This window comes from Sphingobium sp. (genome assembly GCF_049304695.1).
Lineage (GTDB): Bacteria > Pseudomonadota > Alphaproteobacteria > Sphingomonadales > Sphingomonadaceae > Sphingobium.
In genome coordinates this window covers 17233-33857 of the sequence record NZ_JBAQOK010000049.1, presented here as the reverse complement: position 1 = coordinate 33857, position 16625 = coordinate 17233, and the positions used below count along the sequence as shown (strand labels likewise).

15 protein-coding genes are annotated in these 16625 nt (G+C 63.8%); 13 read left to right on the top strand and 2 right to left on the bottom strand.

What is annotated here, in order from left to right; translation table 11 throughout:
- Positions 1 to 56: 56 nt before the first annotated feature.
- The 4 genes from WA070_RS07430 (at position 57) to WA070_RS07415 (ending at position 3499) form a co-directional block, all read left to right on the top strand.
- A complete protein-coding gene (locus tag WA070_RS07430; RefSeq protein WP_422633461.1) occupies positions 57 to 770 on the top strand; it encodes a VIT1/CCC1 transporter family protein in 714 nt (237 codons plus the stop codon).
- 38 nt (positions 771 to 808) lie between these two features.
- Positions 809 to 1354: a glutathione peroxidase gene (locus WA070_RS07425; protein ID WP_422633460.1), complete on the top strand. Its 546-nt coding sequence runs from the start codon at positions 809 to 811 to the stop codon at positions 1352 to 1354.
- Positions 1351 to 2667 (top strand): M20/M25/M40 family metallo-hydrolase, encoded by a 1317-nt coding sequence (locus tag WA070_RS07420; RefSeq protein WP_422633459.1) that lies wholly within the window; start codon positions 1351 to 1353, stop codon positions 2665 to 2667. The genes WA070_RS07425 and WA070_RS07420 overlap by 4 nt, the downstream gene beginning before the upstream one ends.
- Positions 2668 to 2854: 187 nt before the next feature.
- Positions 2855 to 3499: a trimeric intracellular cation channel family protein gene (locus WA070_RS07415; protein ID WP_422633458.1), complete on the top strand. Its 645-nt coding sequence runs from the start codon at positions 2855 to 2857 to the stop codon at positions 3497 to 3499.
- Positions 3500 to 3586: 87 nt separating this feature from the next.
- Here the strand turns inward: WA070_RS07415 and sppA are convergent, their stop codons facing one another.
- Positions 3587 to 5470, bottom strand: a complete 1884-nt coding sequence (sppA, locus tag WA070_RS07410; RefSeq protein ID WP_422633457.1) for a signal peptide peptidase SppA — start codon at positions 5468 to 5470, stop codon at positions 3587 to 3589.
- A 166-nt stretch (positions 5471 to 5636) separates the two neighbouring features.
- Here sppA and gpmA point away from each other — a divergent pair, with 166 nt between their 5' ends.
- From gpmA to WA070_RS07365, 9 genes are all read left to right on the top strand, one after another.
- Positions 5637 to 6323: a 2,3-diphosphoglycerate-dependent phosphoglycerate mutase gene (gpmA, locus tag WA070_RS07405; protein ID WP_422633456.1), complete on the top strand. Its 687-nt coding sequence runs from the start codon at positions 5637 to 5639 to the stop codon at positions 6321 to 6323.
- A 238-nt stretch (positions 6324 to 6561) separates the two neighbouring features.
- A complete protein-coding gene (purE, locus tag WA070_RS07400; RefSeq protein ID WP_422633455.1) occupies positions 6562 to 7050 on the top strand; it encodes a 5-(carboxyamino)imidazole ribonucleotide mutase in 489 nt (162 codons plus the stop codon).
- Between the two features lie 7 nt (positions 7051 to 7057).
- Complete coding sequence (locus WA070_RS07395) at positions 7058 to 8128, top strand: 5-(carboxyamino)imidazole ribonucleotide synthase (RefSeq protein WP_422633454.1); 1071 nt, start codon at positions 7058 to 7060, stop codon at positions 8126 to 8128.
- A gap of 23 nt (positions 8129 to 8151) precedes the next feature.
- On the top strand, positions 8152 to 8649 hold the full coding sequence (locus WA070_RS07390; protein WP_422633453.1) for a dihydrofolate reductase: 498 nt from the start codon (positions 8152 to 8154) through the stop codon (positions 8647 to 8649).
- A 66-nt stretch (positions 8650 to 8715) separates the two neighbouring features.
- Entirely contained in the window at positions 8716 to 9537 is an 822-nt protein-coding gene (locus tag WA070_RS07385; RefSeq protein WP_422633452.1) for an alpha/beta fold hydrolase, read from the top strand.
- A 57-nt stretch (positions 9538 to 9594) separates the two neighbouring features.
- On the top strand, positions 9595 to 10524 hold the full coding sequence (locus WA070_RS07380; protein ID WP_422633451.1) for a bifunctional riboflavin kinase/FAD synthetase: 930 nt from the start codon (positions 9595 to 9597) through the stop codon (positions 10522 to 10524).
- A gap of 70 nt (positions 10525 to 10594) precedes the next feature.
- Positions 10595 to 13609 carry an isoleucine--tRNA ligase gene (gene ileS / locus WA070_RS07375; protein WP_422633450.1) on the top strand — a complete coding sequence of 1005 codons (3015 nt, stop codon included), beginning with the start codon at positions 10595 to 10597 and terminating at the stop codon, positions 13607 to 13609.
- Entirely contained in the window at positions 13606 to 14118 is a 513-nt protein-coding gene (gene lspA / locus WA070_RS07370; RefSeq protein WP_422633449.1) for a signal peptidase II, read from the top strand. The genes ileS and lspA overlap by 4 nt, the downstream gene beginning before the upstream one ends.
- On the top strand, positions 14118 to 14528 hold the full coding sequence (locus tag WA070_RS07365; RefSeq protein WP_422633448.1) for a DUF3035 domain-containing protein: 411 nt from the start codon (positions 14118 to 14120) through the stop codon (positions 14526 to 14528). Before lspA ends, WA070_RS07365 begins: the two co-directional genes overlap by 1 nt.
- Positions 14529 to 14652: 124 nt before the next feature.
- On the opposite strand, the gene dxs is transcribed toward WA070_RS07365, so the two are convergent.
- Positions 14653 to 16587, bottom strand: a complete 1935-nt coding sequence (gene dxs, locus WA070_RS07360) for a 1-deoxy-D-xylulose-5-phosphate synthase (protein ID WP_422633447.1) — start codon at positions 16585 to 16587, stop codon at positions 14653 to 14655.
- Positions 16588 to 16625 lie beyond the last annotated feature (38 nt).

Below are 16625 nucleotides of genomic sequence, written 5' to 3'. Positions count from 1 at the left end.
AGACTCTGCTCCCCGGCCTTCGCTGGGGAACAGGATTTGAAAGCAGGGGCGAAACGATGGACGTGACGGATGCAATCGATCAGCCGCATCACGCGGTCCATTATGTCAACCGCGTCGGGTGGCTGCGCGCCACGATATTGGGCGCGAATGACGGCATCGTGTCCACCGCCAGTCTGATGACGGGCATCGCTGCGTCCGGTGCTTCGGCAAACACGATATTGCTGACGGGCGTCGCCGCGCTGGTCGCTGGCGCGATGTCGATGGCGGCGGGGGAATATGTGTCGGTCAGCGCGCAGTCGGATACAGAGCGCGCCGATCTGGCCAAGGAAAAATATGCGCTGGCGCAGCAGCCGCAGGCGGAGTTGCGCGAATTGCGCGACATCTATGTCGAGCGCGGGCTGACGTCGGACCTTGCCATGCAGGTGGCGCAGCAGTTGATGGCGGCCGATGCGCTGGGCGCACATGCCCGCGACGAATTGGGGATTTCCGACATTGCGACGGCGCGGCCGGTGCAGGCGGCGCTGGCGTCGGCGGCCAGTTTTGCCGTTGGCGCCGCACCGCCAGTGCTGGTCGCGGCGCTGGTGTCGGCTGCGTCTGCGGTCATGGCGATCGTCGTCGTGTGCCTGCTATGCTTGGCGGGGCTGGGCTATGTCGGTGCGCGGCTGGGCGGCGCGAAGCCGTTGCCGTCGATGACGCGGACGCTGTTCTGGGGCGCTTTGGCGATGGCGGTCACGGCGGGTGCGGGGCATCTGTTCGGCGCGGCGATATAGTGGCAAGGTCCACCCAAGATTTTACAGGAGACGACATAATGACCGATATCCAGACCATCCCGCTCAAGACCATCAAGGGCGCGGACGCCAGCCTGGCCGACTATGTGGGCAAGGTCGTTCTGGCCGTCAATGTCGCGTCCAAATGTGGTCTGACCCCCCAATATGAGGGGCTGGAAAAACTCTATGCCGATTATAAGGACAAGGGGCTGGTGGTCGCGGGTTTCCCGGCCAATGATTTCGGCGCGCAGGAACCGGGCAGCAATGACGAGATCGCCGATTTCTGCACCACCAATTTCGGTGTCGATTTTCCGATGTTCGAAAAGATCGTGGTGACGGGGCCGGAGAAGCATCCGCTCTATGCCGCGCTGACGAGCGCGCAGCCCGAAGCATTGGGCGAGGCTGATGCGTTTCGCGAGAAGCTCAAAGGCTATGGCATGACGCCCAATCCGGTGCCGGAAATACTGTGGAATTTCGAGAAGTTCCTGATCGCCAGGGATGGCAGCGTCGCGGCGCGCTTTGCCCCCAATACCGCGCCCGACGATGCGGCGCTGGTCGCGGCGATCGAGGCGGAACTGGCCAAATGATGCGGCGGGCAGGCTGGATCGCGGGTGCGCTGCTGCTGGGTAGCGCGCCGACGGCGGACGGCGCGCTCAGCCCGTCGGAAAAGACGATCGGGACGAGCGTCGAGGCCGGATATGAACCCGCGATCGGCCTGCTTGAAAAGCTGGTGAACCAGAATAGCGGATCGCTCAATGTCGTGGGCGTGAAGGCCGTGGCCGACATGCTGCGCCCGCAGTTCGAGGCGCTGGGCTTTGCAGTGACATGGCGACCGATGGATGCGGTCAAGCGGGCCGGGCATCTGGTGGCGGTGCATAAGGGCAAGGCGGGCGGCACGAAGAGGCTGCTGATCGGTCATCTCGATACGGTGTTCGAACCCGATTCGCCGTTCCAGACCTTCAGGCGGGATGGCGACATGGCGAGCGGGCCGGGCGTCGCTGATGACAAGGGCGGCGTCGTGACGATGCTGCTGGCGTTGAAGGCGATGCAGGCGGCAGGCACGCTCAAGGCCGCCAATATCGAGGTGGTGCTGACAGGAGATGAGGAGGATTCGGGCGATCCGGTCTCCATCGCTCGCGCCGACCTGATCCAGGCAGGCAAGCGCGCCGACGTGGCGCTCGATTTCGAGGGACTGAGCCAGGAAGGCGGCAAGGACATGGGGTCGATCGCGCGGCGATCCTCCAATAGCTGGACGCTGACTGCGACCGGCAAGTCGGGGCATAGTTCGGGCATTTTTTCAGCCAGCGCTGGCGATGGCGCGATCTACGAACTGGCGCGGATTATCGTGGCGTTTCGCAAGGAGCTGCCCGAACCCAATCTGACCTTCAACGTCGGCCTGATCGGTGGAGGGCAGAGCGCCGACATCGACAAGGATGGCGTGCGGATCGCCGTGACCGGCAAGACCAACATCATCCCGCCGATTGCGGTGGCGAAGGGTGATTTCCGCACGCTGAGCGAAGAGCAGACGAGGCGGGTCCGAGCGAAGATGCAGGCTATCGTGGACAAAGGCCATCTGCCCGGCACCGGTGCGAGCATCGCGTTCGACATGGGTTATCCGTCGATGGCGCCCACGGCGGGCAATCGGGCGTTGCTGGCGAAGCTGAACGGGGTGAATGCGGATTTGGGGCTGGCGGCGATGCCCGAACTCGATCCGTTGAAGCGCGGGGCGGGGGACATCGCCTTTGTCGCGGCGGATACCGATGGGCTGGTAGGGCTGGGCCTCGCGTCGAGCGGCGACCATAGTCCGGCGGAAAAGGCGGACCTGTCCACGATGAAGCGGCAGGCCAAGCGCGCGGCGATATTGATGACGCGGCTGGCGGCGGAGAAGGGGCGGAAATAAGGGGGGGTGCCTGATGCGCCTTTTTCCCTTATTCCGTCATCCCCGCGCAGGCGGGGACCCATCTCCCCAGTCCGCCCAGCGGGATAGCGTTGGAGATGGGTTCCCGCCTTCGCGGGAATGACGGGGTGTGTGAGGCGGAGGGAGCGAGTCCCTCGACACGGATCGGCAGGCTCGGCTAGATCACGACATGCTTCCACCCACGCCTCTCCTCCCCACGGCCATCGGCCCGGTGCTCGAAACGCTCAGTATCGTGGGGACATTCGTGTTCGCAGCGTCCGGGGCGCTGGCGGCGGCGCGGTTGCGGCAGACGTTGGTGACATTCGCTTTCTTTGCGCTGGTGACAGGCGTCGGGGGCGGGACGGTGCGCGACCTGCTGATTGGTGCGCCGGTGTTCTGGGTGGTGGATGCCTTGCCTGCGATCACCTGCATGGTGGCGGCGGTCGTTGTGTGGATAACGCCGCGCCGGTTCTGGAGCGACCGGGCGCTTGACTGGCTTGATGCGATCGGGCTGGCGGCGTTCGCGGTGTTCGGCGCGGCCAAGGCGATGAGTTTCGGCGTGCCGCCCTTCGTCGCGGGGATGATGGGTGTGGTGACGGGATGCGTCGGCGGCATCATGCGCGATCTGCTGGCGGGGGAGCCGTCGATCCTGTTGCGGCCGGAATTATATGTGACCGTGGCGGCGGTGGCGTCCGGGCTGTTCGTGGTGTTGCGGCTTGCGGGACTGGACGTGCCGGTGGCGGGGGTGATTGCCGCGCTGCTGGGCTTTGCGTTGCGGGCCTTTGCGATATGGCGGGGGTTGGGGTTGCCGGTGTATCGGGGGGAGGAGGGGTAGGCGGCGCGTCTTCCCCCTCTTCCAACTTTGCCTAGGCAACTGCGTTGCCAAGGCTTCGTATCCTTCTCCCCCACGGGGAGAAGGTTTTTAGTGCCAGAGGCTCGCGATCATTGTTAGCAAGCCCTGCTCGTCCGCCTTGCTGGCGGGGCGGGGCGCGCCGTAGCTGCGACATTCCAGGCAGTCGGCGCGGACGCCCGCGCCCATGACGAGGCCGCGCACGTCGTCGATCGCCTGCATCGCCCATGTGCGCTGGAGCAAGGCCTGCCGGGCGAGCATGTCGCGCGGGGCGTCGGTCTTGTCCTTTTCGCGGTCGGCCAGCGCTTCGGCCCATTGCGCCCATTGGTCGGGCGCTTTTTCGATGCGATAGACGCGTGCGCTCTTGGGGTCGATCTTTGCGCGGCGTGCGGCTTCGGCGATGGCGTCCTCCAGCCCGCCGAAGCGGTCGACCAGACCGATCTGGCGTGCGGTGCCGCCGTCCCACACGCGCCCTTGCGCAATGGCGTCGATCGCCTGTGGGGATTTGTGACGCGATTGCGCGACCAGCCCCACGAAGCGGCGATAGATATCCTCGACGCCCATTTGCATGATCTGGTCGAATTCCGGCGTGGTGCCGCCGACGACATCGGGTTGGCCCGACAACGGCGTGGTGCGTACGCCGTCGGTGGTGATGCCCATCTTGGCCAATGTGCCTTCGAAGCTGGGGATGATGCCGAACACGCCGATGGACCCGGTGATGGTGTCGGGCTGGGCAAAGATCATGTCGGCGGGGGTGGACACCCAATAACCGCCGCTTGCCGCGACATTGCCCATGGAGACGACGACGGGCAGGCCCGCCGCCTTGGCACGCAGGATAGCGCCCCGGATTTTTTCCGATGCCATGACGGACCCACCGGGCGAATCGACGCGCACGACCAGCGCCTTCAAATCCTTTTCATCCAGCGCGGTGAGCAGCAGGTTGGAGATGGTGTCGCCTGCCGCTGTTCCCGGCCCGGCTTCGCCATCCACGATATTGCCCGCGATGGTCAGCACGCCGATCTGGCCGTCATTGGTCGGTCGGCGCGCCTTGACATAGGTGGCATAGTCGATGCTGGCGAAGGCGCCGGGTTTTTTGCTGGTGCTGACGCCCGACAGCGCCGCGACACGATCGCCAAAGGCTGCTTCGTCGCCCAGCTTGTCGACCAGCCCGGCGTTCAGCGCAGCCTTTGCCATGTCGCCACCGGTCGCGCGGGCGGCGGCGACGGGATCGCGTACATAGGCCGCGATCTTTGCCTGTGGCCGCGCCTTGGCGACATCGTCCAGCCAGTTTTGCCACAGCGCGCCGGCCAGCGCCTGATTGGCCTGTTTGGCTTCGGGCGACTGGTCGGTGCGGGTGAAGGGTTCGACGAAACTTTTATAGGTGCCGACGCGATAGACATGGGTATTGACGCCCAGCTTGTCGATCAGCCCCTTATAATAGAGGTTCGATCCGCCCTTGCCCAGTATCGCCACGCCGCCGAAGGGGTCGCTCCACGTTTCGCTGGCATGGGCGGCGAGCAGATAGCTGGCGTCGCTGTAAAGGGTGGCATAGGCCAGCACGGGCTTCCTGGCCGCGCGCACGGCGTCCAGCGCAGCCCCAACGCGGGTCAGGGCGACCTGACCCCCGCCCATGAACCCGTCCAGGTTCAGCACGACGGCCTTGACCTTCGCATCGGTGCGGGCAGCATCCAGCGCCATCACGACGTCGGACAGGCGATATTCCCTTGCCTGCGGGCCGGACCCGGACAGCATGGAGAGATAATCGACTTCGGCAGGTTGCTCCACGATAGTGCCATCCAGATCGAGCAGCAGCGCACCTGACGACACGGTCTGCGCGGGTTTGGGCGACCAGGATAGGGCGGCGTAGAGCGCGCCGAAGAACAGCAGCAGGAAGAGCAGGACAAGGCCGTCCTTGATCGCGACCAATATGCGCCACGCGCCCTTCACAAATGCCAAGTTGCTGCTTCCTTTTGCGCGTGCCGTCAGTGGCGAACAGCGCTATCCGATGCGCGGCCCCGCTGCAATGTGGTGCGTGGGATGGCGGCGACAACCTTGCGCATGCGATTTTGGCCGTTATGGGATGCAGCCATCATTCGCCGTTATCGTGCAGGAGACGCGCAATATGCCTACACTCGTCCTTATCCGTCATGGCCAGTCGACCTGGAATCTGGAAAACCGCTTCACCGGATGGTGGGATGTGGATGTGACCGAAAAGGGTGTGGGCGAAGCCCGTGCGGCTGGGCAATTGATGAAGGCCAAGGGGCTGGATTTCGACCAGTGCTATACCTCGCTGCAAAGCCGCGCGATCAAGACGCTGAACATCGCGCTGGAGGAAATGGGTCGTTTGTGGTTGCCGGTCGAAAAGGACTGGCGACTGAACGAGCGTCATTATGGCGGGCTGACGGGTCTCAACAAGGCGGAGACGGCCGCCCAGCATGGCGAGGCGCAGGTCAAGATATGGCGCCGCAGCTTCGACATACCGCCGCCGGTGCTGGAAGCGGGCAGTCCGTTCGACCTGTCGCAGGACCGTCGTTATGAAGGCATTGCCATTCCATCGACCGAATCGCTCAAAGACACGATCGCGCGCGTGCTGCCCTATTGGGAAAGCACGATCGCGCCGGACCTGAAGGCCGGCAAGCGCGTACTGATTTCCGCACACGGCAATTCGCTGCGCGCGCTGGTCAAGCATCTGTCGAACATTCCCGACGACGAGATCACCGAACTGGAAATCCCGACTGGCCAGCCGATCGTTTACGAACTGGCCGACGACCTGAGCGCGATTGAACGTTACTATCTGTCGGAGCGGTGACCTATGAAATCCTCCCTGCCAAGGGGAGGGGGACCGTTCGCGAAGCGAATGGTGGAGGGGTGTCACCCTTTCATGAGACGGTGACACCCCTCCGCCTGGCCTTCGGCCATCCACCTCCCCTTGCAGGGGAGGATTTTGCGATTTGCCCTCTGGCGTTGCTGCCGTTAAGGGGCTTTGCTTTCCGGCGGTGCCGTAGCGACCGTTTTTCAGGGAACGGGGCGATCAGGGGTGTGAAGGCATGAGCGAGGCAATCGAGGTCGGCATCATCATGGGGTCGCGGTCCGACTGGGACACGATGCGCCACGCCGCCGACACGCTCACCGCACTGGGCGTCGCTCATGAATGTAAGGTCGTATCGGCACATCGCACGCCGCAGCGCCTCTATGATTATGCCACCGGCGCAGTCGGGCGCGGCCTCAAGGTCATTATCGCAGGCGCGGGCGGCGCGGCGCATCTGCCGGGCATGTGCGCTTCGATGACGCGGTTGCCGGTGCTGGGCGTGCCGGTCGAATCCAAAGCGCTGAAGGGGATGGATTCGTTGCTGTCCATCGTCCAGATGCCCGGCGGTATTCCCGTCGCGACGCTGGCGATCGGCAAGCCCGGTGCGATCAATGCGGGGCTGCTGGCGGCGGCGATTCTGGCGATTACCGATCCGGCGCTGGCCCAGCGGCTCGATGCATGGCGCGTGGCGCAGACCGATGCGGTCGCCGACACGCCGGAGGATTGAGGACGGCATGAGCGTGATTGTGCCCGGATCGACCATCGGCATTCTTGGCGGCGGCCAGTTGGGGCGGATGATTGCCAGCGCTGCTTCGCAGCTCGGCTATCGCACGCATATCTACGCGCCCGAAGAGAGTGGCCCGGCCGCCGACGTGTCGCCGCTGTGGACGCGGGGGGACTATCATGACGCTGATGCGCTTGGCGCGTTCGCGCGGGGTGTCGATGTCGTTACCTATGAGTTTGAAAATATTGACCCGGCGGCGGTCGAATTGCTGGCGACGCACAGCATCGTCCGTCCGGGCGCGCAGGCGTTGCGGGTGGCGCAGGACCGGATCGCCGAAAAGCGTTTCGTCTGTGATCTTGGCGGGCTGACCGCGCAGTTCGCGCCGGTCGAGAGCCTGGACGATCTGGAAAGCGCGATCGAGCAGATCGGCAGCCGCGCGATCCTGAAGACCAACCGCATGGGCTATGACGGCAAGGGGCAGGCGCGGATCGGCGAGCCGGGCGACGCGGTCGGCGCATGGAATGCGATCGGGCGGCAGAGCGCCGTGCTGGAAGGATTCGTCACCTTTGATCAGGAGTTTTCCGTCATATTGGTGCGCGGGGCGAATGGCGAAGTGTGCTTTTGGGACAGCGCGGCCAATGTGCATGTCGATGGCATCCTTGCGACCTCCACCGTGCCGGGCGGCGCGCTGATCGAGGGGCAGTTGCCGGTCGCGCGCGCGCTGGCGCAGCAGATCGCCGATGCGCTGGACTATGTGGGCGTGCTGACCTGCGAATTTTTCGCCAGTGCCGATGGCCCGGTGTTCAACGAAATGGCCCCGCGCGTCCACAATAGCGGCCACTGGACGACCGAGGGCGCGGTGACGAGCCAGTTCGAGAACCATGTCCGCGCGGTGTGCGGCCTGCCGCTGGGCGACACGGGGCTGGCGGCGCGGGCCGTGACGATGCGCAACCTGATCGGCGACGACGCGCATGACTGGCTGACTATCCTGTCCGACCCGGCCAACCACCTGCATCTCTATGGCAAGCATGAGGCGCGTCCCGGTCGCAAAATGGGGCATGTGACGCGGCTGACCTTGTGAGCGTAGCGAATGAAACCAAAGCTGTGAGTGGCCAAGCTGAAATCGTCCTGATCCTTGCCCGCGCGGACAATGGCGTGATCGGGCGGGACGGCGACCTGCCATGGCGATTGCCCGCCGACCTTAAGCATTTCAAGGCGCTGACGCTGGGCCATCCGATGGTGATGGGCCGCAGGACGTTCGACAGCCTGCCCGGCCTGTTGCCGGGGCGTCGCCATATCGTGCTGACCCGCGACCGCGACTGGCGCGGGGCGGGGGCGGAGGTCGCGCATGATGTGGACGCCGCCATCGCGCTGGCCGATGCGCCGGTCGTCATGGTGATCGGTGGGGCGGAGATTTATCGCCTGTTCCTGCCGCTGGCCGACCGCATCGAATTGACCGAAGTACATGTCGCTGCGGAGGGGGATGCCGTCATCGCCTATCCAGAACCGGCCGACTGGCGCGCCGTGGCGCGGGCAGACCATGATGCACAGGATGCTCGCCCCGGCTACAGCTTCGTCACTTTTCTGCGTAACCAAAGTTAAAGGCGCGGAACGCCGACCGCGCCCAGGTCTTTAGAAGGCTCCCCCCTTTGCCTTACGGAGAGCTTCATGCCCACATTGGACACCCGCGACGGCGCGCATATTCATTACAAGGTGATCGGCGACGGTCCGCCCGTCATCCTGATCCACGGCTGGCCGCTGACCGGCGACATGTGGGAATATCAGACGGTCGCGCTGGTGGAGGCCGGGCATCAGGTCATCACTTACGACCGGCGCGGTTTTGGCCAGAGCAGCCATCCGGCGACCGGCTATGACTATAACATTTTTGCCGACGATCTGGCCGATTTGATCGACCATCTGAGTCTGGCGCGCGTCAGCCTGGTCGGATTTTCGATGGGCGGGGGCGAGATCGCCCGTTACCTGTCGCGCCATGGTGCAGCGAAAGTCGATCGCGTGGTGCTGGTGTCGTCGGTCGTGCCCTATCTGCTCAAGACGGCGGACAACCCCGATGGCGTGGACGAACATGTGTTCGCCGGGATGCAGGAAGATATCCGCAAGGATCGCTTCGACTTCCTCCAGACATTTGCCAAGGATTTCTATGGCGTTGGTTGGGTGACGAGTCCTGTGAGCAAGGGGCTGCTCGACTGGAGCTTCGCGCTGGGCATGATGGCCAGCCCGATCGCAACGATCGCCTGCGTCGATGCGTTCGGCCGCACCGATTTCCGCCCTGACCTCGCCAGCTTCACCATGCCCACGCTGGTCATCCATGGCACCGCTGACAAGACCGTGCCGATCGATGCCAGTGGCCGCGCCGCCGCCGGTGGCATCGCGGGGGCGCAATTCATCGAATATGACGGCGAACCCCATGGCCTGTTCGCCACTGTGCCGGACCGGCTGAACGCCGATCTGATCGCCTTCCTGCGGGGGTAATCACAAGGGCGGGACGCCGCATTGCCCTGACGCTCCATGCCCCCTATAGCGCGGGGCATGGAGCGGCTGACAAGTGGCGTCCCGGTCCCGTCGCATCTGCGCGGGGCCGTCATGGCGCTGGGCAATTTTGACGGCTTTCATGCCGGGCATCAGGCAGTGGCTGCCTGCGCGGTCGCGCGCGCGCGGGCGGAGGACCGACCGGTGATCTTCGCCACGTTCGACCCGCATCCCATGGAAATGTTTCGCCCCGATACGCCGCCGTTCCGCCTGACGACGCTGGACCAGCGGCAGACCCTGTTCGCCGCCGCCGGGGCGGATGCGATGATGGTCTTTGCCTTTACGGCGCAGCTCGCCGCGCTGGAGCCTGCCGATTTCGTGCGGATGCTGACGCAGGACATGGGCGTGGCGGCGGTTGTGACGGGGGAGGATTTCACCTTTGGTCGTGGGCGCGGCGGCACGGTCGATACGCTGCGGGCCATGGGGGTGGATGCGCAGGCGGTTGCGCCGGTGCGCGATGGCGAGGGGAATATCATCTCATCCAGCCGCATCCGCGAAGCGCTCAAAGCCGGGGATTGCGCCACGGCGACATGGCTGCTGACCCGCCCCTTCGCAATCGCGGGCATGGTGCAGCATGGCGACAAGCTGGGCCGCACCATCGGCTTTCCCACCGCCAATATCGACATGGGTGCCTATCTGCGTCCCGCCTATGGGATTTACGCGGTGCGCGGGGTGCTGCCAGGCGGGCGGGTGTTGGATGGTGCGGCGAATTTGGGGGTCCGGCCGATGTTTGATCCGCCCAAGCTGCTGCTGGAACCGCATTTCTTCGATTTCGCCGAAAGCCTGTACGATCAGGTCATACAGGTGCAACTGATCCGCTATCTCCATGCCGAGCGCAAATATGATGGGCTGGATGCGTTGATGGCGGGAATAGCGCGCGATTGCGATGATGCGCGGCAAATCCTTGCGGGAACGCCCCGGCTCGCCTAATGCCGCGCATGTTTCCCCACCCGTTCGACTTTGCCTAGGGCGAACGGATATTAGTTGATACCGGACACCCATGACCGACGCTCCTGACTATAAAGCCACCGTTTTCCTGCCCGTCACCGACTTCCCGATGAAGGCGGGACTGGCGCAGAAGGAACCGGCGATCGCCGCGCAGTGGGAGGCGATGGACCTCTATGGGCGTCTGCGCGAAAAGCGTAGCGGTCGCGAACGCTTCATCCTGCACGATGGTCCGCCCTACGCCAATGGCGACATCCATATGGGCCATGCGATGAACAAGGTGTTGAAGGACATCATCGTCCGCAGCCAGTCGTTGCTGGGCAAGGACGCGCCCTACGTGCCGGGTTGGGATTGTCACGGCCTGCCGATCGAATGGAAGATCGAGGAGGAATATCGCAAGAAGAAGCTGAACAAGGATGAGGTTCCGCCCCAGGAATTTCGCGCCCAATGCCGCGCCTATGCCGACAAATGGGTCGGCGTGCAAAAGGAACAGTTCAAGCGTCTGGGCGTGATGGGCGACTGGAACGACCCGTATCTGACGATGAAGTTCGACGCGGAAGCGACGATTGTCGGCGAGTTGTTGAAGTTTGCCGAGAGCGGCCAGCTTTATCGCGGGGCCAAGCCCGTCATGTGGTCCCCGGTCGAAAAGACCGCGCTGGCCGAGGCCGAGGTTGAATATGAGGATGTGACGTCCACGCAGATCGACGTGGCCTTCGAGATCGTGGAAGCGCCGAACGCGCCGGAACTGGTCGGCGCCTATGCGGTGATCTGGACCACGACGCCCTGGACGATCCCGACGAACCAGGCGATCGCCTATGGGGAGGGGATTGAGTACGGGTTAGTCGAAATCGGGCATCAAAACGGATTACGGCGTCGGTATGTCGTCGCTGCCGGATTGTGGGAAGATTTTTATGGCCGGTTAGTGCCGAACCTGACCGTTCAGGTTGGGGACAATGGTACAGCAGCTTTCGAAATATTGAAAACGTTCAAAGGCACCGACCTAGCCGGAGCCATCGCTCGTCACCCCATGGCCACCGCCCTCCGTCATCCCGGCGAAGGCCGGGATCCCGCTTCTTCTTCATGCGCGCGTGAAGGCAGCGAGACCCTGGATCAAGTCCGGGGTGACGGTAAGGCACAACTCGGCTTCTTCGACCGCCCACGGCCCTTCCTGCCCGCCGATCATGTCACCACCGACGCCGGCACCGGCCTTGTCCACATGGCCCCGGACCATGGCGAGGAGGATTTCATCGCCTGCAAGAAGCTGGGCATCGATCCGGTCTTTGCGGTCAACGATGCGGGCTTCTATCGCGACGATTGGGAATGGCTGCCGGGGCAGGGCAGTGTCATCAATACCAAGTTCAACGGCGTAGATGGGCCGATCTGTTCGGACCTGCGCGCGGCGGGTGCATTGCTGTCGGCCAGCGATTTCCGCCACAGCTATCCGCATAGCTGGCGGTCCAAGGCGCGGATCATCTACCGCTGCACGCCGCAATGGTTTATCCCGATGGACCGGGCTTTGGGTGAGGGTGTCTCGACTTCGCTCGACACGAACGGCGGGGGGGCTGCTTCTCAACATCCGTTCGCTTCGAGCGAAGTCGAGAAGCCGCAAAGCAACGGCGCGACTCTGCGCGACGTCGCCCTCGACGCGATCGCCCACACGCGCTGGGTGCCGGAACGGTCCACTAACCGCATCCGATCCATGGTCGAAGGGCGTCCCGACTGGGTCATCAGCCGCCAGCGCGCCTGGGGCGTGCCCATCGCGCTCTATGTGCATCGCAAGAGTGGCCAGTATCTCGTTGATCCAGCGGTCAATGCCCGCATCATCGACGCGTTCAAGGGTGCGGGTGCGGATGCGTGGTTCGGGGCGGATCATCAGGCGCTGCTTGGCACTGATTATGATCTGGCCGACTATGAAGTCGTCACCGACATTCTGGACGTCTGGTTCGACAGTGGTTCGACCCATGCGTTCGTCGTGGAAGGGCGTTATGGCGTCGGCACCCGCGCTGACTTGTATGTCGAGGGGTCGGATCAGCATCGCGGCTGGTTCCAGTCCTCGTTGCTCGAAAGCTGCGGCACGCGTGGGCAGGCGCCCTATGACGCGGTGCTGACCCATGGCTTCGCGCTGGACGGCACTGGCAAGAAAATGTCCAAGTCGCTGGGCAATGTGGTCGATCCGCTGAAAATCATGGCCGAAAGCGGCGCGGACATCTTGCGTGTCTGGGTCGCCAGCACCGATTATTTCGACGATGTGCGGATCGGCAAGGAAGTGCTGGCCGGTTCGTCCGACGCCTATCGCAAATTACGCAATAGTTTCCGCTACATGCTGGGCGCTCTTTCCGATTATTCGGAAGAAGAGGCGGTGTCTTACGCTGATATGCCGGAACTGGAGCGCTATATGCTCCACCGGTTGGCGGAACTGGACGCGGAATTGCGGTCGGTGGTGGACAAGGGTGCGAAGAGCGAGAATTGGCTGGAGTTCAGCCGCTACACCCGCGCACTGTTCGACTTCGCCAATAGCGACCTGTCGGCCTTCTTCTTCGACATCCGCAAGGACTGCCTCTATTGCGATGCCAAGTCGGACCCCAAGCGGCGTGCCTATCGCACCTTGCTCGACACGATGTTCCACGCGCTGGTCCGCTATGCCGCGCCGATCATCCCCTTCACCGCTGAGGAAGTATGGCAAAGCCGCTTTCCAGACCCCGAAGATAGCGTCCATTTTCTGGAGTGGCCGGAGGTTGACGCCCGCTGGATCAATGCCGATCTTGGCGACAAATGGGCGAACCTGCGTGCCGAACGCGAACAGGTGAACGAAGCGATCGAGCCGCTGCGCCGTGAAAAGATCGTCCGGTCCAGCCTGGACGCCGACGTCACCATGGGCAAATTACTGCCCAGCGACGGTGTGAACTTCGCCGAAATCGCCATTGTTGCCCGCATCGAAATGGGCGTGGGCGACGGCATCGTCGTCAAGCCCAGCGCATGGCACAAATGCGGCCGATGCTGGCGCAAGCTGCCCGAAGTGACGCAGGACGGCACGCTGTGCGACCGTTGCGACGCGGTGTTGAAGGCATGAGCGTGGTCAACCACCGCCCGCTCGGCCTGACCGTGGCGATCGTCACGCTCGCGCTCGATCAACTCATCAAATATAGCGTCACCTACCCGCTCGCGTTGCAAAGCCGGGCGGATGAGGGGATCGAGATCCTGCCATTTTTCCGCCTGCGCTGGCTGGAAAATCGCGGGGTGTCGATGGGCTTTTTCCATGCGGATACCGACATGATGCGCTGGGCGCTGGTCGGCATGACCCTATTGATCGCCGGGTTCGTGGGCGTGTGGATGTGGCGGGAAAAAGCGCGGCAGGATGTCGCGGCGCTGGGTCTGGTGCTGGGCGGGGCGATCGGCAATATCGTCGATCGGATGCGGCTGGGCTATGTCGTCGATTATGCCGACCTGCATTTTGGCGAATGGCGGCCTTTCCTGATTTTCAACCTGGCCGACGCCGCTATCACGATTGGCGTGCTGATCCTGCTTGCACGCGCGTTGCTGCTGCGCGACAAGAGCGCAAAGACGGAGACTGTGAAGTAATGCGTAAATTGATCCTCGCCGCTGGCCTTGTTTGCACCCTGTCGGCCTGCGGTGGCGGTGGTGGACTGTTCAACCGGCAGCGCCCTGACGAGTTCGCCGTGTCGCGTCAGGCGCCACTGGTGATCCCACCAGACTTCGCGCTGGTCCCACCTGCGCCGGGTACGCCGTCAGCGGCTGCGGTCGATTCGAAAAGCGCCGCCATGGACGCGATGTTCGGCGGCCCGGCCCAGCGCAGCGCTGGCGAAAGCACGACGTTGAATGCAGCAGGTCGCGCCAACGCTGCCGCAGGCGTGCGATCGTCTGTGGGCGATCCGGCGACCGAAGTGGTCGATAAGGGCGCAACCACACGCGACATCGTCGCCGCGCCGGAAGGCGACGGCCAGGACGCGAAAGCTGTCGCGCCGCAATAGGGTTGCTTGCCGAGCTTGTGAAAAAGGGGCCGATCGGCCCCTTTTTTATTGGCGTATGTCGAGAAACGGTGAGGCGGCGCTGGTGGGGCTTCTCGACTTCGCTCGAAACGAACGGGGGTGGGAGTTAGGCCCGCGCTTCCGATCCCATGCCTGCGCTGTTGTGGCGCAAGGCGGTTAGGACCGTATCCACAATGGCGTCGGCGTCCAGACGGGCGTCGGCATATTGCTTTTCCGGCTTGTCCTGATCCTGAAAAATGTCAGGCAGGCGCATGGTGCGCAGTTTAAGGCCATTGTCGATCAGGCCGCTGTCGCTGGCCAGCGTCAGGACATGTGCGCCCAGGCCGCCGATCGCGCCCTCTTCTATCGTCACCGCGACTTCGTGGGTGGTCAGCAGGCGACGGATCATGGTTTCGTCCAGCGGCTTGGCGAAGCGCAGATCGGCGACGGTGGTGGACAGGCCGCGTGCTTCAAGGACTTCGGCGGCCTTGAGCGCTTCCTCCAGCCGGGTGCCGAGCGATAGGATGGCGACCTGCCGTCCGTCGCGCACGATGCGGCCCTTGCCTATTTCCAGTCGTTCGGGGACGGCGGGCATGGCCACGCCTGTGCCGTTGCCGCGCGGGTAGCGCACGGCGATGGGACCGCTGTCGTGCATGGCGCAGGTGTGGACCATGTTGACGAGTTCTGCCTCGTCCGCCGCCGCCATCACCACCATATTGGGCAGCGTGGCGAGATAGGTGACGTCGAAGCTGCCCGCATGAGTCGATCCGTCCGCACCGACCAGACCCGCGCGGTCGATCGCGAAGCGGACGGGCAGGTTCTGGATCGCCACGTCATGCACGACCTGATCGTAGGCGCGTTGCAGGAAGGTTGAGTAGATGGCGCAGAAGGGCCGCATGCCTTCGGCGGCGAGGCCCGCGGCGAAGGTGACGGCATGTTGTTCGGCTATACCGACGTCGAAAATGCGGTCGGGGAAGGCTTGCTCAAACTTGTCGAGACCGGTGCCGGACGGCATGGCGGCGGTGATGGCGCAAACCCTGGGATCGCGGGTGGCTTCGGCGATCAGGGCTTGTGCGAAGACATTGGTGTAGCTGGGCGGGCCGGGGGGCGCTTTGGCCTGCGCGCCAGTGATGACGTCGAATTTCTGGACGCCATGATATTTGTCGGCGGCCGCTTCGGCAGGGGCATATCCCTTGCCCTTTTGCGTGACGACATGGACGAGGCACGGCCCTTCGGCAGCGTCGCGCACATTTTCCAGCACGGGAATCAACTGGTCGAGATTATGGCCATCTACCGGGCCGACATAGTAGAAGCCCAGTTCCTCAAACAGGGTGCCGCCCATGGCCATGCCGCGCGCAAACTCATCGGTCTTGCGCGCTGCATTGTGGAGCGGGCGGGGGAGTTTGCGCGCCAGTCGCTTGGCCAGATCGCGCAGGCCCAGAAATTCGCGGCTCGACACCAGTCGGGCGAGATAGGCGGACAGGCCACCCACGGGAGGGGCGATCGACATGTCATTGTCGTTGAGGATGACGACGAGGCGGTTGCCCGCCGCGCGTGCGTTGTTCATCGCCTCATAGGCCATGCCCGCCGACATGGCGCCATCGCCGATGACGGCGATGCCCTTGCCGGGGCGATCCTGCATCTTGTTGCCGATGGCAAAGCCCAGAGCGGCGCTGATCGAGGTGGAACTGTGTGCCGCGCCGAACGGGTCATATTCGCTCTCGGCGCGCTTGGTAAAGCCGCTGAGGCCGCCGCCCATGCGCAGGGTGCGGATGCGGTCACGTCGTCCGGTCAATATCTTGTGCGGATAGCATTGATGGCCGACGTCGAAGACCAGCTTATCGTTGGGCGTGTCGAACACATAATGGATGGCGGTGGTCAGTTCCACGACGCCAAGGCCCGACCCCAAATGGCCGCCCGTCACACCGACGGCAGAGATGACCTCCTGCCGCAATTCATCGGCAAGCTGGCGCAGTTGTTCGGGTTGAAGCGTACGCAGGTCGGATGGCCAGTTAATCTGGTCCAGCAACGGCGTTTCGGGGCGATCATTCATAACAGGCATAGACTCGTCAGGCCGCTAATAGGTTGCGGCATAAAGCG